The sequence below is a fragment of the Paracrocinitomix mangrovi genome (genome assembly GCF_019740355.2).
Taxonomy (GTDB): domain Bacteria; phylum Bacteroidota; class Bacteroidia; order Flavobacteriales_D; family Crocinitomicaceae; genus Paracrocinitomix; species Paracrocinitomix mangrovi.
The window spans coordinates 851,087-870,855 of record NZ_CP091819.1; the positions used below are offsets into that span (position 1 = coordinate 851,087).

18 protein-coding genes are annotated in these 19,769 nt (G+C 34.5%); 15 read left to right on the top strand and 3 right to left on the bottom strand.

Annotated features, from left to right (window positions below; translation table 11 throughout):
• Nucleotides 1-20 precede the first annotated feature (20 nt).
• Nucleotides 21-1,043, top strand: a complete 1,023-nt coding sequence (gene tsaD, locus K6119_RS03755) for a tRNA (adenosine(37)-N6)-threonylcarbamoyltransferase complex transferase subunit TsaD (RefSeq protein ID WP_221835494.1) — start codon at nucleotides 21-23, stop codon at nucleotides 1,041-1,043.
• Nucleotides 1,044-1,274: 231 nt separating this feature from the next.
• Nucleotides 1,275-2,477 (top strand): T9SS type A sorting domain-containing protein, encoded by a 1,203-nt coding sequence (locus K6119_RS03760; protein WP_221835501.1) that lies wholly within the window; start codon nucleotides 1,275-1,277, stop codon nucleotides 2,475-2,477.
• A 65-nt stretch (nucleotides 2,478-2,542) separates the two neighbouring features.
• Here the strand turns inward: K6119_RS03760 and lhgO are convergent, their stop codons facing one another.
• A complete protein-coding gene (lhgO, locus tag K6119_RS03765) occupies nucleotides 2,543-3,769 on the bottom strand; it encodes an L-2-hydroxyglutarate oxidase (RefSeq protein WP_221835503.1) in 1,227 nt (408 codons plus the stop codon).
• A 71-nt stretch (nucleotides 3,770-3,840) separates the two neighbouring features.
• Here lhgO and K6119_RS03770 point away from each other — a divergent pair, with 71 nt between their 5' ends.
• From K6119_RS03770 to K6119_RS03790, 5 genes are all read left to right on the top strand, one after another.
• Nucleotides 3,841-4,935, top strand: a complete 1,095-nt coding sequence (locus tag K6119_RS03770) for an acyltransferase family protein (protein ID WP_221835506.1) — start codon at nucleotides 3,841-3,843, stop codon at nucleotides 4,933-4,935.
• A 1-nt stretch (nucleotide 4,936) separates the two neighbouring features.
• On the top strand, nucleotides 4,937-5,716 hold the full coding sequence (locus K6119_RS03775; protein ID WP_221835508.1) for a C40 family peptidase: 780 nt from the start codon (nucleotides 4,937-4,939) through the stop codon (nucleotides 5,714-5,716).
• Nucleotides 5,692-6,099, top strand: coding sequence for a secondary thiamine-phosphate synthase enzyme YjbQ (locus tag K6119_RS03780; protein ID WP_221835510.1), 408 nt, complete (start codon nucleotides 5,692-5,694; stop codon nucleotides 6,097-6,099). The genes K6119_RS03775 and K6119_RS03780 overlap by 25 nt, the downstream gene beginning before the upstream one ends.
• Before the next feature lie 89 nt (nucleotides 6,100-6,188).
• Nucleotides 6,189-8,372: an OmpA family protein gene (locus K6119_RS03785; protein WP_221835512.1), complete on the top strand. Its 2,184-nt coding sequence runs from the start codon at nucleotides 6,189-6,191 to the stop codon at nucleotides 8,370-8,372.
• A 52-nt stretch (nucleotides 8,373-8,424) separates the two neighbouring features.
• Nucleotides 8,425-9,087 (top strand): YggS family pyridoxal phosphate-dependent enzyme, encoded by a 663-nt coding sequence (locus tag K6119_RS03790; protein WP_221835514.1) that lies wholly within the window; start codon nucleotides 8,425-8,427, stop codon nucleotides 9,085-9,087.
• A gap of 1 nt (nucleotide 9,088) precedes the next feature.
• On the opposite strand, the gene K6119_RS03795 is transcribed toward K6119_RS03790, so the two are convergent.
• Nucleotides 9,089-10,993, bottom strand: coding sequence for a tetratricopeptide repeat-containing sensor histidine kinase (locus K6119_RS03795; protein WP_221835516.1), 1,905 nt, complete (start codon nucleotides 10,991-10,993; stop codon nucleotides 9,089-9,091).
• A 164-nt stretch (nucleotides 10,994-11,157) separates the two neighbouring features.
• On the opposite strand from K6119_RS03795, the gene K6119_RS03800 reads away from it, so the two are divergent.
• The 7 genes from K6119_RS03800 (at nucleotide 11,158) to K6119_RS03830 (ending at nucleotide 17,264) form a co-directional block, all read left to right on the top strand.
• Nucleotides 11,158-12,339 carry a class I SAM-dependent rRNA methyltransferase gene (locus tag K6119_RS03800; RefSeq protein ID WP_221835518.1) on the top strand — a complete coding sequence of 394 codons (1,182 nt, stop codon included), beginning with the start codon at nucleotides 11,158-11,160 and terminating at the stop codon, nucleotides 12,337-12,339.
• A gap of 3 nt (nucleotides 12,340-12,342) precedes the next feature.
• Nucleotides 12,343-13,701, top strand: coding sequence for an MATE family efflux transporter (locus K6119_RS03805; RefSeq protein ID WP_221835519.1), 1,359 nt, complete (start codon nucleotides 12,343-12,345; stop codon nucleotides 13,699-13,701).
• Nucleotides 13,702-13,753: 52 nt separating this feature from the next.
• Nucleotides 13,754-14,590, top strand: a complete 837-nt coding sequence (locus K6119_RS03810) for a universal stress protein (protein WP_221835521.1) — start codon at nucleotides 13,754-13,756, stop codon at nucleotides 14,588-14,590.
• Between the two features lie 96 nt (nucleotides 14,591-14,686).
• Nucleotides 14,687-15,631 (top strand): methionyl-tRNA formyltransferase, encoded by a 945-nt coding sequence (gene fmt / locus K6119_RS03815; protein WP_237828087.1) that lies wholly within the window; start codon nucleotides 14,687-14,689, stop codon nucleotides 15,629-15,631.
• A 6-nt stretch (nucleotides 15,632-15,637) separates the two neighbouring features.
• Nucleotides 15,638-16,039 (top strand): cupin domain-containing protein, encoded by a 402-nt coding sequence (locus K6119_RS03820; RefSeq protein ID WP_221835522.1) that lies wholly within the window; start codon nucleotides 15,638-15,640, stop codon nucleotides 16,037-16,039.
• 191 nt (nucleotides 16,040-16,230) lie between these two features.
• Nucleotides 16,231-16,503: an HU family DNA-binding protein gene (locus K6119_RS03825; RefSeq protein WP_221835523.1), complete on the top strand. Its 273-nt coding sequence runs from the start codon at nucleotides 16,231-16,233 to the stop codon at nucleotides 16,501-16,503.
• A gap of 86 nt (nucleotides 16,504-16,589) precedes the next feature.
• Nucleotides 16,590-17,264 carry a TrmH family RNA methyltransferase gene (locus tag K6119_RS03830; protein WP_237828088.1) on the top strand — a complete coding sequence of 225 codons (675 nt, stop codon included), beginning with the start codon at nucleotides 16,590-16,592 and terminating at the stop codon, nucleotides 17,262-17,264.
• On the opposite strand, the gene hutF is transcribed toward K6119_RS03830, so the two are convergent.
• A complete protein-coding gene (hutF, locus tag K6119_RS03835; RefSeq protein WP_221835525.1) occupies nucleotides 17,242-18,615 on the bottom strand; it encodes a formimidoylglutamate deiminase in 1,374 nt (457 codons plus the stop codon). The two genes, K6119_RS03830 and hutF, sit on opposite strands and share 23 nt — an antisense overlap.
• 58 nt (nucleotides 18,616-18,673) lie before the next feature.
• Between hutF and K6119_RS03840 the strand changes: the two genes are divergently transcribed.
• Nucleotides 18,674-19,768, top strand: coding sequence for a Nif3-like dinuclear metal center hexameric protein (locus tag K6119_RS03840; protein WP_221835527.1), 1,095 nt, complete (start codon nucleotides 18,674-18,676; stop codon nucleotides 19,766-19,768).
• Nucleotide 19,769 lies beyond the last annotated feature (1 nt).

Genomic DNA, 19,769 nt, shown 5'->3' on the forward strand with positions numbered 1-19,769 from the left:
TTGGTATAAAAATAATCATTTTGGCGGCAGAAGACATCATTATTTTAGGAATTGAATCATCTTGTGATGATACATCAGCAGCTATACTGAAAAACGGTAAAATGTTATCTAATATTGTTGCTGGACAAAAGGTTCATGAAGAGTTTGGAGGAGTGGTTCCAGAACTGGCATCCAGAGCCCATCAACAAAACATTATTCCGGTTGTAGATACAGCAATAAAAAGAGCAGGAATTGAGAAAAATCAAATTAATGCAATTGCTTTTACCAGAGGTCCGGGATTATTAGGTTCACTCTTGGTAGGAGTATCTTTTGCAAAAAGTTTCGGTCAAGCTTTAAATGTTCCTTTGATTGATGTTAATCACATGCAAGCTCACATTTTAGCTCACTTCATTAAAACTGGAGCAAATGAAATTCCTCAATTTCCATTTATTTGCCTAACCGTTTCAGGAGGACATACACAAATAGTTTTGGTCAAAGATTATTTTGACATGGAAATATTAGGAGAAACATTAGATGATGCTGCAGGAGAAGCTTTTGATAAAGCAGCAAAGCTTTTAGGACTTCCTTATCCGGGAGGACCATTGGTTGACAAATATGCTAAAGAAGGTGATCCACACAGATTTGAATTTCCAATTGCCAGTATTAAAGGATACGATTATAGTTTTAGTGGGCTCAAAACAGCATTGTTATATTTTTTGAAAAAGGAAGTTGAACAAGACCCTAACTTTATTGAGGATAATCTAAACGATATTTGCGCCTCTTTTCAACACACCATCATAAAGACTTTATTTAATAAGCTGATTAAGGCTTGTAACAAATATCAAATTAATCAAGTGGCTATTGCGGGAGGTGTTTCTGCCAATTCTTTATTGCGAAGTGAACTTGAAAGGATAGGAAAAGAGAAAAACTGGAAGACTTTTATTCCGCCTTTTGAATTTTGTACAGACAATGCCGGGATGATAGCCATAGCTGGGTATCACAAATATCTTAAGCACGACTTTGTAGGACAAGAAACAGTTCCTTTAGCAAGGCTAAAATTCTGATAATCAGCATATTTTTATTATGCACTCATAGTAATCTATTCGAAAACTAGATTTATCTAAACCTTTTAGGTCTTTGTCGAATAATTGATCTTTTTCCATTGACAAGGGTTTTAATTCTTCTTAACTTATGAGGAGAAACCAACCAATTTATCCTTTGAACTAAACATAAACCTACATTAAGGGTGGCTGTTACAAACTTATTCAAAGGACTTTGAACCAACCTCAACCCCTATGAAAGTGCTAACCCTTCTTTTCCTTGTTTCAATATCAATCAGCCCCCTTTTTGCATCAAATGGTGTCGAAAACGACGCGCCCTGCGACGTACCCGATTTATTTTTTACTGACACCACGTATGACATCCAAAATGGAAATCTGGTTTACACGGTTAATATGACCATAAACGGAGATCCATTTTGGTGCACATACGACCCTTCTACCGGAAATACAACATCTAATTTACCCTGGTACCAATATATGGTAGGATCAGGTGGATATGCAGATGCTGTTTTAGTATATAACATTGTAAGCGCAGTTGGTTGCGAAGGCGTTCGTGATTCATTGTATTTTATTGAACCCCAGGGTGATCCAATTTCACAGCAAGGAGATGACGACGTAGTCATTTTCGATCCAACCGGAGATCCTATTGGCGGAGGAGATGATCCTTATGATCCGATTGACGATCCAATTAGCAGACCCGGAGACGATAATGGTGGTGGCGGTGATGATGGTGATGATGACCCACCAGGAGGAGATGATGATGACAATGGAAATGATGATCCCGGAAATGGAAGTGGTGATGACAATCCTCCAGGCGGAGATGATGATGACGACAATGGTAATGACGATCCCGGAAACGGCGGTGGCTGTGGAAATGGAGATGATGGACCACATGGCGGTAGCAATGGAAATAACGGTAACGGAAATGGCAACGGTGGAAATTGTGGTGGAAACAACGGTAACGGAAACAATGGAGGCTCAGGTGGATGTGGAGGAAATGACAATGGTAATAATGGTCATGGAAACAATGAAGACGGCGTAGATTCTTCAAACCCGGGAAATGGAAATGGTGGACCAAATGGTGATGATGATTTATCAGGAAATATTGATGATGAAAATGGAAATAACGGCGGCAATGGTGGTTCTGGTGGAAACGGTATGGTACAACCTTTAATGCCTCCTGTTGTAGATGTAGATGATTTCAAATTATATCCTAATCCTGCAGTAGAAAAAATATTTGTTAACTATTCGCTCAAAACGGACGAGCAAAATGTAATATTTCAATTAGTCGATAAAAATGGTAGCATACAGTTAACCAGATCCATTTATATGGATCAGCAGGAGATCAATGTTGATAGTGTAAACAATGGCGTTTACTACTATTATGTATACTCATCAGGATCTCTTGTAAAAAGCGGAAAGTTAATGATTAACTAATTCGTGCCGACGGGAGGAAATAGCGTCACTTCCCCTTCTCCTCGCAATTTTCCTCTCGTCTTTTTTTATGCTTTTAATCCAAATTTTTCTTCTGCCATTTCAGCAACATATTCACCAATTGCCAATGATGCAGTTGCAGCAGGAGATGGAGCATTTAATACGTGAATTGAATTCTCAGTATGTTCAATTCTAAAATCATCTCTAGTATCACCATCTGTTCCTAACAAAAGTGCTCGCACACCGGATCTACCAGGTTTTAAATCCTCCATTTCCAAAGAAGGAATTAAGCCTTGTAGGGTTTTTAAAAACAATCTTTTTGAAAAAGCTCTTCTGTATTCATTGATACCAAACTTCATATTTCCAAAAAACAACTTCCAAGTTCCACCATAACTCAAAGCATTCATAGTGTCTTTAAAACTGAAATCTGTTTTGCCATACCCTTCTCTCTTGAAAGTAAACACTGCATTAGGTCCACATTCTGTTTCACCATTAGTCATTCGTGTAAAGTGCACACCTAAAAATGGAAAATCAGGATTTGGAACAGGATAGATCAAATTCTTCACTTTATGTTTAGCCTCATCCGTCAATTCATAGTAATCACCTCTAAATCCAACTACCTTTTCTTTGAGCTTAACGCCATCTTTTTTGGCCATTCTGTCTGCTTGTAAACCTGCACAGAAAATCATTCTTTTAGTTTGAACTTTTGCTTTATCTGTAACAATGATGTGCCCATTATCCAAGTCTTGTATCTCTATTACCTCATGCCCCAACATCAATTTTGAATTGGCTTGTTTAGCTAAAGCAATCTCAGCCATTTTCTCTGTAGCACCAACAAAATCTATAATTCCTGTACACGGTACCCAAATACCACCAATTCCTTCTACATAAGGCTCAATATCTTTAATTTGCTCAGCATTTATCTTTTCAATTCCCTCTGTATTGTTAGCTAAACCATTATCAAAGATCTTATTCATGAAAGGCAATTCAGATTCTTTAGTAGCCACAACAACTTTACCACAAACATCATGATCCACATTGTTTTCTTTTGCAAAAGCAACTAATTCATGTCTGCCTTTAACACAGTTTTTAGCTTTTAAAGATCCCGGTTTGTAATACAATCCTGAGTGAATTACTCCTGAGTTGTGTCCTGTTTGATGAGCCGCTAGACGCTCTTCTTTCTCTAATAGCACTATCTTTAAATCTGGGTTACGCAATTGTAATTTATAGAAAGTTGCTGCTCCAACTATTCCACCACCAATGATGGCAACGTCAAATGTTTCTAAATTTTCCAAAATCCTTTAAATTTGATAGCAAAATTAAACAAAGCAAAAGTTTGGGCAGTAGTTCTCATAAAAATTTCCCGGTGGTTCATTTTAAAAACTTAGATGCCCTTAGATTTATAGCGGCTTTTAGCGTTTTTATTTTTCATCTTTTCGCAGACCTAAAAGGTTATTTTCCGGATATCAAAGACAATTGGATCTTTGACAAGCTATACGTAATTGTTGACAAAGGACACCTGGGAGTGAATTTCTTCTTTGTGCTTTCAGGTTTTTTAATCACATATCTCATACTACACGAAATCAAATACAAGGGGAAATTCTCTTTAAAGAATTTTTTAATTAGAAGAACACTTAGAATTTGGCCATTGTATTTTATTGTGATTTTGATAGGTTTTGTCATATTTCCACTTATAATTGATGGCTATAGTACCAACCACAACCCATTAATGTATGTTGCCTTTTTAGCCAATTTTGATGAAATCAATGTGGGAGCTACGGATTCAATCAACTTTCTTACATCTCCATGGTCAATAGCTGTTGAAGAACAATTTTATCTTTTTTGGAGTTTGATTTTTGTGGTTATTCATCAACTTAAAAAAATTAAATTGATCCATCTAATTATCATTCTCTATATAGGCGCATTTGTTTTCAGATGGCTTTATATGGATAATGAACGTGTGCTTTATTATCACACTTTGGCTGTTTGTCAGGATATTCTTACAGGTGCATTTATCGGACTTTCACTATTTGAAGGAAAGAAATGGCTAGAAAAATTAAAATCACTTCAGCTAATCTGGGTAATTGCTATTTATCTATTAGGTTTAGGTATTTGTATTGCCAAGAATAAAATATTTATTGGAGAAGCTGTAATTTTTGAAAGGTTTGTATTGAGTTTGTTTTTTGGATTTGTCATTCTGGATCAAGTAAGAGGAGAACATTCATTTTTTAAATTTGGAAAGATTAGCGTCTTTAATTTTCTTGGCAAAATCTCCTATGGTTTATATATGTATCATTTAATAGTGATGTATTTATTGTTGGATTATTTTCTGGAATTAAATCTATCAAGTCCTTTGATCGGTATTTTATATTTATCTTCAAGCTTAGCGGTGATCATACTAACATCAGTAATTAGCTACTACTTTATTGAAAAACCACTGCTTAAATTAAAACCTCATTAAAATGATTACAGATTACGGAATTTGTCAGGTTTCCATTGCACCGGTTAGAGCCCAAGCAAGTGATGAAGCCGAAATTGTGACGCAACTACTTTTTGGAGATTATGTCAAAATTCTTTCACTGGAAAAGCCATGGGCCAAAATTTACTTTCCTGCTGATGATTATGAAGGGTACATGGATTTTAAGCAATTGTACTTTGTGGATGAATCTACCTACCAAAAAGGAGTTAATGTGGAACATGACACTGTCAACACTGGAATACTTCCAATAGAAGGCCCTTTAGGGAAACAGCACATCATTTTTGGTTCTAACTTACCTTTTATTGAAGACGATAAGTTTTATCTGGGAGATCAAGAATGCACTACCCTACTCGTTAATCCTGACATTTCTGAATCATTTATTGACACCGCCTTACTTTATCTCAACACACCTTATTTGTGGGGAGGTAAAGGAATCTTTGGTATAGACTGTAGTGGATTAACACAAATGGTTGCTAAAATTCACGGAATTCAATTACCAAGAGATGCTTCGCAGCAATGTGAGGTTGGACAAAGAGTTGATTACAATGACAGAAAAATAGGCGACTTGATGTACTTTATTAACAAAAAGGGTACCGTGCATCATGTAGGAATAATTATTAATGAGAAAGAAATTATTCATGCTGCAGGATACGTGCGTATTGACACTTATGACGAAAAAGGAATCTTTAGAAAAGACTTTAATGACTATACTCATCAATTTCACAGCATTAAAAGGATATGGAACAATTCAACATCCGATTAGAAAGTAAATCAAGAGGATTTCATCTTATAACCAGAGAAATTTTATCCAATATTCCTGACTTACCTCAACAAGGAATTTTTCATTTGTTTATTCAACACACTTCTGCCGGAATATGTATTAATGAAAATGCAGACCCGACAGTTTTAATGGACATGAATAACTGGTTTGACAGAAACATCAAGGAAAATGAACCATATTACCAACATGTATTTGAAGGAGCAGATGATATGCCTGCACATATCAAATCAGTATTAACAGGTACTTCAATTTCTATTCCTATAGTGAATGGTAAATTGGCACTTGGAACCTGGCAAGGGATTTATTTAGGAGAATTTAGAGATCATGCTTCAGGCAGAAATTTAATTGTATCCATACTTGAATAAATTGCGTAAAACCAATTAGATTTTTAAATGTTTATGGGGAATAATTGCATTTAAAAAGTTAGTTTAGTAAAGTAAAGCATTCAAATTTAATGGCACGAATTCTACTATCAATAGTTGTTTTGATGATTTTTGGCTTTGGAGTTAATGGGCAAGAAAGCGCAAGAAAATCATTGATGCAAGCTGAAAAATTTCATAAAAGAAATGACTTTTCACCTGCTTTAAAGGCTTACAAAGAAGTATTAAGCCTGGAACCAAATAACAAAAAAGCTTTAAAAGGAATAGTTGATATTTATTTAAATGTCTATCAGGTTTATGATTCAGCTGCCATGTATATCGACAGACAGTTAACAAACATTGAAGAAGACACCAATTATCTAATTTATTACAACAAAGCCAATGTATTGCGATTTCAAGAGCAACATGAAGAGGCTATTAAAACCTACAATTTCTTCAAAGAATACGGAATTAAAAAGTACACTTTAACAAGTGAAATAGAGCAAGATGTTGATAAAAGTATCAGGTATTGCCTTAATGCAATGAACAATCAAGAAACTATCTATGAGCCATACAAAGTGGAAAACATGGATTTCTTCATCAATAGTATTGAATCTGAATACACACCAGTGTACCTGGATGATATGGGGATTTTACTTTACAATGCGCGTTACAAAGATTATGATTCAGAAAGAAGAGATGCCGATAATATGTTTTTTGAAAACATCTATTACTTTGACTTAGAAGAATCTGTTGCATCCACTTTTAATCCAAGTATTGAACAAACTACTCATCAGTGCGTAGTAGGAAAGGTATTTGGAACAGACAGTGTATTGGTTTTCTATCAGAATAAAATTTGGATATCTACCATGTCTGAAGATCGTCTTAATAATTTAAAACCATTACCTGCAGAATTTGGGAGCTACTACTTTCAACCACATGGAGTTTTTTCAAGAGACATGAAAACTTTCATTTTTAGTGCAAGATCAGAAACCGGAAATTTAGATTTATACATAAGTGAAAATAAAAGTGGAACATGGTCTAATCCAAAACCAATTAGTTTCAGAATTAATTCAGAGGAAGATGAAGACGCACCTTTTCTAACTCCTGATGGAAAAACATTGTACTTTTCTTCTAAAGGACATAACTCCTCAGGTGGATATGACTTCTTTTATTCAGTAAGAGAAGGAAATGATTGGAGTGCACCACAAAATATGGGGTATCCAATGAATTCTACAGGAGATGACATTTACATCAGCTGGAACAGTAATGGTAGAGGTGGTTATTTCTCGTCAAACAGAAATGGTGGTTTTGGAATGATGGACATCTATTCATTTGGTCTAATAAAAAAATCAATTGAAGGGGTAACAATGGATAAAGACAGTAATATCCTGGCCAATGTATCTGTTCAAATGAAAAATTTAGACACTGAAGAAATTGAAACTTTTACAAGTGATGAAAATGGTAAGTTTTCTGTTTTAGTAGATCCTGAAAACAAATTTGAATTTTTTGGTACAAAAGAAGGTTATTTTGAAGATAAATCAATGGTTGAGACCTTTGGTGAAGAAGAGATATTTAGCACTACACTTGTGCTTGAAAAAGATCCTGGCCTTTCATTATTTCTTTTGGTGAAGGATGCAAAAAATCAAACACCTTTGGACAGTGTGAAAATTGTGATATTGGACAACATGATTGACAAATACAAAGACAGCACCATTACCGATATTTCAGGTTCTTTCAACCTTCCTTTACCTGACAAAAAATTGGAAGACAGAGGAAGTTATAATATTACATTAACCAGACCGGGATACCTGGCACAAACAGTAACTTTCAATGTCTTATTTGATAAAGAAGGTAGATACAATGTATTTGAAGATTTAGATGTTAAAATGGAAAAAGTTGAAATAGGTAATGATCTTACTAAAATTATTGATTTGAATCCTATCTACTTTGATTACAATAAGGCAATCATCAGACCAGATGCTGCAATTGAACTAGACAAAATTGTTCAGGTAATGAATGACAATCCAAATATGAGAATTGAATTGGGTTCTCATACTGATTCAAGAGGTTCAGATAAGAAAAATCAAAGCTTATCTGACAGAAGAGCAAAAGCTTCTGCTGATTATATTAAAAAGCGTATCTCAAATCCGGATAGAATTACCGGAAAAGGATATGGTGAATCAAAATTGATTAATCACTGCTCAGATGGTATTGATTGCTCAGAATTGGAGCATCAACAAAACAGACGAACCGAATTCATTATTTTGGAGATGTAATTCTTACCGAAATTGCTGACAATATGTTTCAGATGCTTTATATCTTTGAAACATGATTAAGGACAATCTACTTCAAATCAAAGACAATTTACCTGAGGAAGTTCAATTAATTGCGGTATCCAAAACTAAGCCTATTGAAATGATTCAAGAAGCTTATGATGCCGGTCAACGCGCATTTGGTGAAAACAGAGCGCTTGAACTTGCTGATAAATTTGAAAAATTACCTAAAGATATTGAATGGCACATGATTGGTCATTTACAAAGAAATAAGGTAAAATACATTGCTCCTTTTGTTCATCTTATTCACGGAATAGACTCCCCTAGACTATTAGCTGAAGTAAACAAGCAAGCCGAAAAATTTAATCGTGTTCAAAAAGTGCTTTTACAATTTCATATTGCTCAGGAAAGTTCAAAATTTGGTTTCTCTCTGGAAGAAGCTATTGAATACTTGAATGGTGACGAATTCAATTCAATGCAAAACGTTGAAGTTTGTGGAGTTATGGGAATGGCAACTTTTACTTCAGACACCAGACAAGTAAGAGAAGAATTTCATGACTTGAAGAAAATCTTTGATCATTTAAAGACCAAACATTTTTCAGACGCAACTGAATTTACTACTATCTCTATGGGAATGAGTGGAGATTATGAAATTGCAATATCTGAAGGTAGTACAATGGTGAGAGTTGGAAGTGCAATTTTTGGAAGTAGAAATTAGATTAAAACTCCAATTCTATCTTTGTTCCATCTGTATTTGTGATTTTAGCTTCGCCTCCAAGCTGTTCACTTAATATACTGATCAATTCTATCCCCAAACTTTCAATTTTACCGTTCAGGTATTCTTCCGGAATACCCTTACCATTATCAGTAATTAATAAGTGATATTTACCTTGACCATTTTGGTTGAAACTCACATTTATCTCAGCTTCATCATAAGAATCAAATGCATATTTAATTGAATTGGTCACAGCTTCATTGATAATCAAACCTATTGGGATAGCCAGCTCAAGGTCCATATTTTTGACATTACTATCAACACTGAATTTTACCTGATTAAAATCTTCAACATAATAGCCAATCACCATTCCAATCAACTCATTTGTATAATCAGCAAAATCAATACTTTTTACCTCATTTTTACGATAAAGCATTTCATGCACAAGCGACATAGATTGAATTCTTCCCTGCGCGTCTGTCAAAACCTTTTTACCTCTTTCATCCTCCTCTATTCCCTGTTGTAAACTCAACAAACTTGAAATAATCTGGAAATTATTCTTAACCCTGTGATGCACTTCTCTGAACAATATTTTATTTTCTTCAATTGAATTACTTAAATCCGCATTGATTCTTTTATTCCTTCTAAATGCGTTAGCAATAACCATTATAATTATGATCAAACATAGGATTGAAACCAAGAACAAAGTATAAATCCAAACTTCTTTTTCTCTATCATTTTTAATCTGTAGCTCTAATTTTTCTTTTTCCTGTTTATTTTTTAAGCTCTGAATTCTGTTATTAAGTTGAACTTCCTCATCTTCAATAAAATCTACAAACTCTGTCACAAACCCTTTATCATTGCTCAAATAGATCTCTTTTCTGAGTTTTAAGGTTATCCTCAAATAATCATTGGACGTATCCAAATCACCTTTTTGCTGATATATATTGGCCATCAGTTCGTAAAACTCTGCTTGATCATCTTTTGTAAACCTTGTTAAATAAATCTCTTCCAGCGGCTTTAGTTTCTCCATGGATTTATCATAATTACCCATTCTATAATAGCACTCAGCTCTTAAAAAATCATTTTTATGCATTTCGTCGGAATTATTTAGAATGCTGAATTTCTCATCCGACTCTTTCAAGTAACGCAAACACAAATCATATTTTGATCTTTCATATGCTATCTTGGCCAGCAACTGATAACTGTATCCAATTGAACTCTCCTGATTAAGTTTTTTCTTTTGCTCCATTCCGGCTATAGCATAGCTTTCAGCCTGTTGAAAATTATTGAGATTCAAATACGAAATCCCCATATTATTGAGAACAGCAGATCTTAATACTTCACTTTCCCAACTTTCTACTCGGTGCGATAAGCGCAATGATTTTCTATAACTCTCTAACGCTCCTTCGTAATCATCCAAATCGTCTAATACAATACCAATACTTGCATAGCAATAAGCCCTGTTCAAATGCACCATTTCTTCATCAACAATAACATATTGTTCAAAATTGTCTTCAATGATGTTTGCCGCTCTCTTAAATTGCACAAGCGCTTCAATGTGATTTCCTTTAGCTAACAAAAGGTTACCTTGGTTGTATTCTGCCAAAAAATATTCAATTGAATCTGGATACTCCTTTAACATCTCCATTGAATAGTTTCCATATAAAATGGCTGAATCTATTTGATTACTGTAAAATTTGGCCCTGGCGTATAATTGATAGGTTTTACCGACATAGTAATCCGACTGCATTTCGTTGGCAATCATCATACAACTGTCCATATACATTTGGGCAGAATCCAGATTAAGGTTTTGATAACGCGCAGCTTCGTCATGATAAGCGTTATATGTTTTATATTCAGCAAGTGAAGTTTGCTGCGCATATAGCTGAAACGCAACAAATAACATTGTTATATGTAAAACAATTTTTCTAAACAAACCTTTCTATTATAATTACTTAGACGAAATTTTGGCAACTAGGTTCAAATAATACTAATTTTTTCTTAAAAGTTAACAATGATGGGCTCGCTAATTGAATTTAGGTGTAAATTTGTCCCTCACTTTTATTAAGCATGTTAACAGTAAGAATAAAACCGGGCAAAGATAAGTCCATCATCCGTAAACACCCCTGGATATTTTCAGGTGCTATCAAAGAATTAGACCAAAGCATTAAAGAAGGCGATTGGGTTGAAGTTATAGCCAATAAAGGGAGAAAATTAGGTATTGGACATTATTCAGGAGGTTCTATTGCAGTTAGAATGTTATCTTTTGATGAAGTTAATGACATTGCTCAAATGTATTTTGACAAAATCAAAAGTGCTTATGATCTAAGGTCATCTTTAGGGTTAACAGATAATTCTGAAACAAACATTTATCGTCTGGTTCATGCTGAGGGTGATTATTTACCGGGACTTATCATTGACCATTATGCAGATAATCTGGTAGTACAATGTCACAGTTCAGGGATGTACAATGATATTGAGCATATAAAAAATGCTTTGGTCAAAGTATATGGAGATAAACTAAAAAGCATTTATCTAAAGTCTCAATCAACATTGCCAAAAGATACCGTGAATTACATGGGAGATCAATTTATTCATGGAGAAGTTGAAGTTCCTTTAGTAGCAAAAGAATATGGCAATAAGTTTTACATCAATTGGATTACCGGTCAAAAGACAGGATTCTTTATTGACCAAAGAGAAAACCGAGCCTTGCTAGCAAAATATTCAAAAGGTAAAAAAGTACTTAATACCTTTTGTTACTCAGGTGGGTTTAGCATTTTTGCTTTGAATAATGAAGCTACTTTGGCCCATTCATTGGACGCCTCACAAAAAGCAATTGATTTAACAGATGAAAATGTGGCTTTAGCTGATTTTGATAAAAAGCGACATGAATCGATTGTTGCTGATACAATGGAGTTTATCAAAGACCTTAAAGAGGATTACGACATTATCATTCTTGATCCACCGGCTTTTGCAAAACATAGAAGTGCGAAACACAATGCAGTTCAAGGATACAAGCGCTTAAATGCACATGCCATGCGCCAAATTAAACCAGGCGGAATAATTTTTACGTTTTCTTGTTCTCAAGTAATTGATAAAGTATTGTTTACTAACACTATTATCGCTGCGGCCATTGCTGCAGAAAGAGAAGTTAGAATTCTAGAACAATTACATCAACCGGCAGATCATCCAATAAATGCAGCACATCCAGAAGGTGAATACTTAAAAGGCTTGGTTATTCAAGTGTTATAGAAAATGCTGGAATTAAGCTATAAGCGGATATTGATCATTGCTTTACCATTGATGTTCGGAACTTTTGTTCAGTCAGTTATAGCTATAACCGACGGTGCATTTGTTAGCGAACTTGGTAATACTGCCTACACTGCTGTAGGTAATGGAAGCTTAATGTACATGGCTTTGTTTATGTTGTGTAGAGGACTTGCTGATGGCGCACAAATTACCATTGCAAAAAAATATGGCGAGCAGAAGTTTTCTGAAATTGGATTGACATTATTCAATGCCCAGTTTCTACAAATTCTTTTGACAACGCTTATTTTTGCCGCATTTCAGTTGTTTGCAGACATACTGATATCTTCAACAACAAAATCAGTTGATATCGGAACTGCCATGTCTGATTTTATCCATTACAGAAGTTGGGGAATTTTCTTTGCAGGCTTGCAAGTGACAATGATTGCTTTTTTTATTGGGCTGGGAAAAACCCGCATCATTATTACCTCTACTCTAATTATGGCGTTGACAAATATCTTGCTTGATTATGGATTGATATTTGGAAAACTTGGATTGCCTCAACTGGGAATGAAAGGAGCACCCATAGCTTCTTCTATTGCAGAGGCTGTCACATTCTTCTTTCTATTATATGTTGCTATTAAAGGCAAAGCTTACCAACAATTTAATTACAATCTCAAACTTAAACTCAATAAGTACATCTACTTGCCTTTAATCAAGTTATCATATCCATTGATGTTTCAAGGAGTAGTTTCATTATCTACCTGGTGGATATTTTTTAGTATGATTGAACATCTAGGTACTGAGAATTTAGAAGTAGCACATAACATTAGGTATATGTACTTTATAGCATTTGTGCCAATATTTGGATTTGCTTCGGCCACCAGAACATATGTAAGTAATTTGGTTGGACGAGAAGAGCAGCAAAAAATACCATCCATTCAATTTAAAATTGGATTGCTTTCATTTTTAAGTATTGTAGCATTATTTCATGGTTCAGTATTATATCCTGAATGGATGATTCAAATTGTTGAGCGTAACCCAACGGCAAACTCTCAAATAATTCAAGACAGTGTAGACGCTTTGAGATTTGTTAGTGGTTCTATCGTGATCTTTGCTGTTGTTGTAGTACTGTTTCATTCAGTATCCGCATTGGGAAAGACAATGCACTCCTTTATTATTGAGTTAATTTCAATTCTCATCTACCTTGTTGCTTGTTATTTGTTCATTGAAAAATGGAAATGGGACATTGTAAGTATTTGGTGGGTTGAATACATTTACTTTATTGCGCTTGGAATTGGAAGTGGAGGATACTTGATATATTACTTTAGAAAACGTCAATTAAATTTGACTGCATCCAAAAATTAATTTGATATATTTGACTGTTGCTTAATTGCGACAATGCAAAAATTAAAACCCTATGGACAATCTTACCATTGACAAATACTTAGTTCCTTACGACTTTACTCCTGTAACTGAAGAGGCATTTCACTATGCACATCAATTAGCTGAAACAGGTGGTGGACAGGTTATGTTATTACATATTGTTAAAAAGAAGGAAGAATCAAAAGCGGCTGAGCTTAAGCTTTCTGATTTTGTAAAGAACTTACCTGAGAATTTGAAAAAAACTACTGAGTATAAAGTAATGGTGGGTAACATTTTTGAGGATATCAACAAATTTGCTCAGTCTACCAGCGCTTCTGTTATTGTAATGGGAACACATGGTAGTTCAGGATTGAAAAAGTTTTTTGGAAGTGATGCCATGAAAGTGGTAGCCAATTCTTCTGTTCCTTTTATTCTTACACAAGAACATCAAAAGAAAACAGAGATCAATGACATTGTAATGCCATTTAGCTTCCAAAAAGAAAGTGTACAAATTACTCACTTTGCCGCTTCATTGGCAGAGAAGTATGATGCTACAATTCACTTGGTTGGTTATAGAGGTGCTGACGAATGGCTGTTGAGAGATATGAAAACAAATCAGGCTATCGTTAGAAAACACCTGATCCAAAATAATGTAAAGCACAATATGGTGACTTTACCTGGAAAAGATTCGTATGAAAAAGAATTGATGGATTACGCAAGAGTAGTTGATGCAGACTTAATTGCTGCTGCCTATTTCTCACAAGGTATTCGTGCTATGTTCCATAAATTTTTAGAAGAGATGATTAACAATGATCAAAAAATTCCGATTATAACAATCAATGCTCCTGAGGTAATGGCCGTTAATTCAGGTTTTTCTTTCTTGACGATATAGTTATACAAAACAAGAATGCTTTTCAGATTTAAATTTTGTTGATTGAAAGGCATCTTATTTCTTTTATAACTTCCTGTATATTCTTAAAATTGCAGCATGCAACAAAAGATTATTTTCATGGGAACTCCTGACTTTGCAGTTGAATCCCTTAAACAAATAATTCAGGGAAATATTGAAGTAGCCGCAGTAGTTACTGCACCAGACCGCCCTGCAGGAAGAGGACAAAAACTTACTGCTTCTGCGGTTAAGAACTTTGCCCTTGAAAATAACATACCTGTTCTTCAACCAGAAAATTTGAAAGATCCTGAATTCATTGCGGAATTGGATAAAATTGATGCACAGCTTTATGTTGTTGTTGCTTTTAGAATGTTGCCCGAAATAGTTTGGGCAAAACCTTCACTTGGTACAATTAATTTACATGGTTCACTTTTGCCTCAATATAGAGGAGCGGCTCCAATTAACTGGGCCGTTATAAATGGAGATGCAAAAACCGGAGCAACTACCTTTTTTATAGAGAAACAAATTGATACCGGAAATATAATTGATCAGGTAGAGATTGAAATTGATAAAGCTGATAATGCAGGAATGGTACACGACAAGCTAATGGTGAAAGGTGCCGAACTGTTGGTAAAAACAATTCACAATATTTTTGATGGAAAAGCTATTGGCAAGCCACAGTCTGAATTAATTAGTGGTGAACTAAAAGATGCGCCAAAAATTTTCAAAAAAGATTGTCGAATTCAATGGGCAAATAGTACTGCTGCTATATATAATAAAATAAGAGGGCTTTCACCCTACCCTGCCGCATGGACAGAAATTATTAAAGATGGCAAAGTAAAGTCTCTAAAATTATATGATGTTATTCCACATTTTGATGGTCTTAATCACAACAGGCAAATCAAAATTGAAAATCATCAATTGTACTTTGGAACTTCAGATGGTTGGATTGAAGTTTTACAAATGCAGCTTGAAGGAAAAAAACGAATGTCTGTTTCAGATTTTCTTTTGGGTTTTGATATGAAAGATGTTGATTTAATATAAAGCAAGATGAAAAAAGGAATGTTGTTTGTTTCGTTGATTTTTGGTCTGGTTATTTTCGCTCAAGACATATATAATACAAAAGACATTAAACCCGATTCATCTTATGACAACATCCATGTAAAAAAAATTGCTGATGATTCATTACAGACATCATTTGTCATTTGGGTAAAAGAATCGGTTCGTCCACACAAGCACGCTCACCACACCGAAAACATTTACGTATTAGAAGGAAAAGGGGAAATGACTGTTGGTGACGAAAAATTCGTCATTAAAAAAGGTGATTATTTCAGCATTCCAAAAAATACTCCACACGCACTAAAAGTACTTTCATCTAAACCTATTAAAGTTTTGTCTATACAATCACCAAAATTTGCTGGCAAAGACAGAATCTTTCTGGATGAACAATAAAAAGGTCGCAAACCCTTATAAAATCAGGTGTTTTAGTCGACTTTATCAACATTTTGCCGAATTTATTAACAAAATGGGGGTAATTTGTGCTGTAACCCTTGTGTGGTATGGATATTCGAATATATTTGTCCTGTTATTAAAAAATTGTTTAACCAGTCACGTATAATACGTGACAAAAATCAAAATTGATTATGAACAAATCAGAATTAGTAGATGCAATTGCATCAAAATCAGGATTGTCGAAAGCAGATTCAAAAAGAGCTTTAGAAGGATTTATCGCTGCAACTGAGACTGCATTGAAAAAAGGAGACAAAATCTCTTTAGTAGGATTTGGATCTTTCTCAATCTCTAAAAGAGCTGCTAGAACAGGAAGAAACCCTCAAACAGGAAAAGAAATTAAAATTTCTGCTAAAAACGTTGTTAAGTTTAAAGCAGGAGCTGACCTTTCTAAAAAGGTAAACTAATAACATTAGTTTTTATAAATTTCGACCCCCGCAATAGCGGGGGTTTTTTGTTTCTATAAATTTGTGATATGACTAAAAATGAATGGATGCTCAATAAATTTTATGAGCATATATCTGAAAACAAGCAAAATCTATTTGAGAACATTGTTCTTGATAGAACCAGATATGTTACCATTGCATTAGAAAATATATTCCAACCACATAATGCAGCTGCAGTTTTAAGATCTTGCGATTGCTTTGGAATTCAAGATGTTCATATCATAGAAAACGAAAATAAATATCAGCCCAACAAGGACATTGATATGGGTTCTTCAAAATGGCTCAACATCAACAAATACAATCAATTAGAAAACAATACCGTTGCAACAATTAATCATTTAAAAAGTCGGGGATATAAAATTGTGGCAACAACTCCACATGAAAATGACTGTTTAATAGATGAATTACCGCTTGATCAACCGGTAGCACTATTGTTTGGAACAGAATTAACCGGATTATCCGACATAGCAATTGAGCATTCAGATGCAGCTGTAAAGTTACCTATGTATGGTTTCACTGAAAGTTATAACATTTCTGTTTCTGTAGCATTGGCGCTTTATGCACTCACAGATCGAATCAGAAAAGAAAAGGTGAATTGGCAATTATCACAAGATGAGCAAACCGCTATTAAATTACAGTGGGCAAAAAAAGTGGTTAAACACGGTGATAAGGTGGAAAGAATTATCAATGAATCTTACGCTAACGATTTCCCAACTGAGTAATTGCTTTTACAAATTTTGCACTTGTTGAATTGGCAAGGAAGTGCTTTCCTTCCTTTACTACCAACTTACCTTTTGAAATAGTACCATATTGCATACTTACATCAGTGCTATAAACAAATGTACTTGCCAAATTGGCTTCTTTTGAAGTTTGTATCAGTGCACTTGAAGCATCCATCAACACAGCATCCAATGGTTCTCCTATTTTAAAATAAATAGACTCATTATTTCCCATTGCTTTTCTACCAGCTATTAAACTTTGATTGATTGCAAACTTTCCTGCATCTCCCTCCTCTTGAGTGTAATACGTGTTTCTTTTATGAGATGTTAATCGTTGTCCATAATCCAAAATCCTCAACTCTTCAAAAGGGTTTAATCCAATATGAGAATCTGTACCAATGCTCCATGCTCCATTCATGGAAATAAAATCTCTTAAAGGAAAAATGCCATCTCCTAAATTCCCTTCTGTTGATGGGCACAAAACAACATTTGCTCTACTATCGGCTAATAATTGAGTTTCCTGTTTTGTTAGATGTGTAGCATGAACTAAATGAAATCTATCATTCAAGTTTACTGTATCTAGCAACCATTCAACTGGTCTTTTTCCCAAATAATCTAGGCAATCTTCAATCTCTTTTAATTGTTCTGCAATATGAATATGAAAAGGTACATCCTGCCTACCCTGCTCTGCAACCTTAACAATATCAGTGGGCTCTACTCCTCTCATTGAATGAATTCCAATACCAACATTGGCGTGCGAATAGTACGAACAAGATTTTTCGGATGCTTCTAATAAAGTGTAATAATCTTCAATTGTTGCGGATATAAACCTTTTTTGCCCTTCTGTTGGATTCTTCCCAAACCCTCCTTTTTGATAAAAAATCGGAACCAACGTAATCCCTATTCCCACAGTAGATGCAGCCGCTACCAGACGTTCACCCATTTCTGAAATATTGGCATAAGGTTTTCCATCCTTATCGTGGTGTACGTAATGAAATTCGGCAACATTTGTATACCCATGTCTTAACATTTCTGAATACAATTGCTGTGCAATAGCTTGTAAATGATCTGGCGAAATACTTAAGGCTAATTGATACATTGCTTCTCTCCATGACCAAAAATCATCAGGTGTTCTATCGGTCGAATGAATTTCAGCTAATCCTGCCATGGCATACTGAAAAGCATGTGAATGTGCATTTTGAAAACCAGGAATAGCATAAACATTTAACTTATTAGCCTTACCCGTAAATTGCTGACTTATCGCCGTTATTATGCCTTTATCATTTACAGTAATAAAAGCGTCATCCAGCCATCCTTCATTTGTGAGTAATCCTTTAAATTGATAAGTTTCCATCTGCTATATTTCAGTGCAATTGCCAAAAATAGAATTTTAGCTTGATTATCTTTGTTATATGAAAGTAAAAGAAGTTGCCAATTATTTAGAATCCTTAGCTCCTTTGAGTAGCCAGGAAAGTTATGATAATTCAGGTTTGATAGCTGGAAACCCAGATGTTGAAATTACCGGAGTTTTGGTTTCATTGGATTGTACTGAAGAAATTGTTCAGGAAGCTATAGATAAAAAGTGCAACTTAATTATTTCACATCATCCAATTGTATTTAAAGGATTAAAGCGTTTGACCGGTAAAAATTATGTTGAAAGAACAGTAATTAAAGCCATTCAAAACAACATTTGTTTATATGCAATTCACACTAACCTGGACAATTACCAGAATGGTGTCAACAAAAAAATTGGAGATTTAATCGGAATTAATAAAACTGAAATATTATCTCCTGCTAATGATGTTTTACAAAAGCTAATTGTTTTTACACCTAAGGATGCTGCAGAATCTGTTAAAAACGCAATATTCAGTGCAGGAGGGGGCAATATTGGAAATTATTCTGAATGCAGTTTCAACAGTGATGGATTAGGTACCTACAAAGGCAACGAGAATTCAAACCCTGCCTATGGCGAAAAAGGCAGTAGACATCAAGAAGAGGAGATTAAAATTGAAGTTTTAATTAGTAATCATATCTCATCACAAGTGGTAAGATCAATGTTAGCTGCCCATCCTTATGAAGAGGTAGCTTATGACTTGGTTCCTTTAAATAATCAAAATAAATTTGAAGGGTCAGGTATGGTAGGAGAATTGGAACATCCTATGGATGAAAAAGAATTTCTTGCACTCCTTAAAAACACCTTCAAAACGGGATGTATCAGACACACAGCACTATTCAATAAACCTATAAAAAAGGTAGCCTGGTGTGGTGGTTCAGGTAGTTTTTTATTAAAAAATGCCATTAGATCAGAGGCCGATATTTTCATTACCGGAGATTTTAAATACCATGAATTTTTTGATGCAGAAGACAAAATAATTATTGCTGATATTGGTCATTATGAAAGTGAGCAATTCACAATTGATCTAATTGCTGATATGATCAGAAAAAAATTTAGTACATTTGCACTCTATTTGACGGAAGAAAACACAAATCCGGTAAATTATTATTGAT

Coding starts and splice junctions, on each gene's coding strand:
- K6119_RS03810 (WP_221835521.1), top strand. CDS start 13,754: ATGGACAATCTTACCATTGACAAATACTTAGTTCCTTACGACTTTACT.
- K6119_RS03795 (WP_221835516.1), bottom strand. CDS start 10,993: ATGTTATTTGTTGCGTTTCAGCTATATGCGCAGCAAACTTCACTTGCT.
- K6119_RS03775 (WP_221835508.1), top strand. CDS start 4,937: ATGATTACAGATTACGGAATTTGTCAGGTTTCCATTGCACCGGTTAGA.
- K6119_RS03840 (WP_221835527.1), top strand. CDS start 18,674: ATGAAAGTAAAAGAAGTTGCCAATTATTTAGAATCCTTAGCTCCTTTG.
- fmt (WP_237828087.1), top strand. CDS start 14,687: ATGCAACAAAAGATTATTTTCATGGGAACTCCTGACTTTGCAGTTGAA.
- K6119_RS03780 (WP_221835510.1), top strand. CDS start 5,692: ATGGAACAATTCAACATCCGATTAGAAAGTAAATCAAGAGGATTTCAT.
- K6119_RS03800 (WP_221835518.1), top strand. CDS start 11,158: ATGTTAACAGTAAGAATAAAACCGGGCAAAGATAAGTCCATCATCCGT.
- K6119_RS03790 (WP_221835514.1), top strand. CDS start 8,425: ATGATTAAGGACAATCTACTTCAAATCAAAGACAATTTACCTGAGGAA.
- K6119_RS03760 (WP_221835501.1), top strand. CDS start 1,275: ATGAAAGTGCTAACCCTTCTTTTCCTTGTTTCAATATCAATCAGCCCC.
- hutF (WP_221835525.1), bottom strand. CDS start 18,615: ATGGAAACTTATCAATTTAAAGGATTACTCACAAATGAAGGATGGCTG.
- K6119_RS03830 (WP_237828088.1), top strand. CDS start 16,590: ATGCTCAATAAATTTTATGAGCATATATCTGAAAACAAGCAAAATCTA.
- K6119_RS03825 (WP_221835523.1), top strand. CDS start 16,231: ATGAACAAATCAGAATTAGTAGATGCAATTGCATCAAAATCAGGATTG.
- K6119_RS03820 (WP_221835522.1), top strand. CDS start 15,638: ATGAAAAAAGGAATGTTGTTTGTTTCGTTGATTTTTGGTCTGGTTATT.
- K6119_RS03805 (WP_221835519.1), top strand. CDS start 12,343: ATGCTGGAATTAAGCTATAAGCGGATATTGATCATTGCTTTACCATTG.
- K6119_RS03785 (WP_221835512.1), top strand. CDS start 6,189: ATGGCACGAATTCTACTATCAATAGTTGTTTTGATGATTTTTGGCTTT.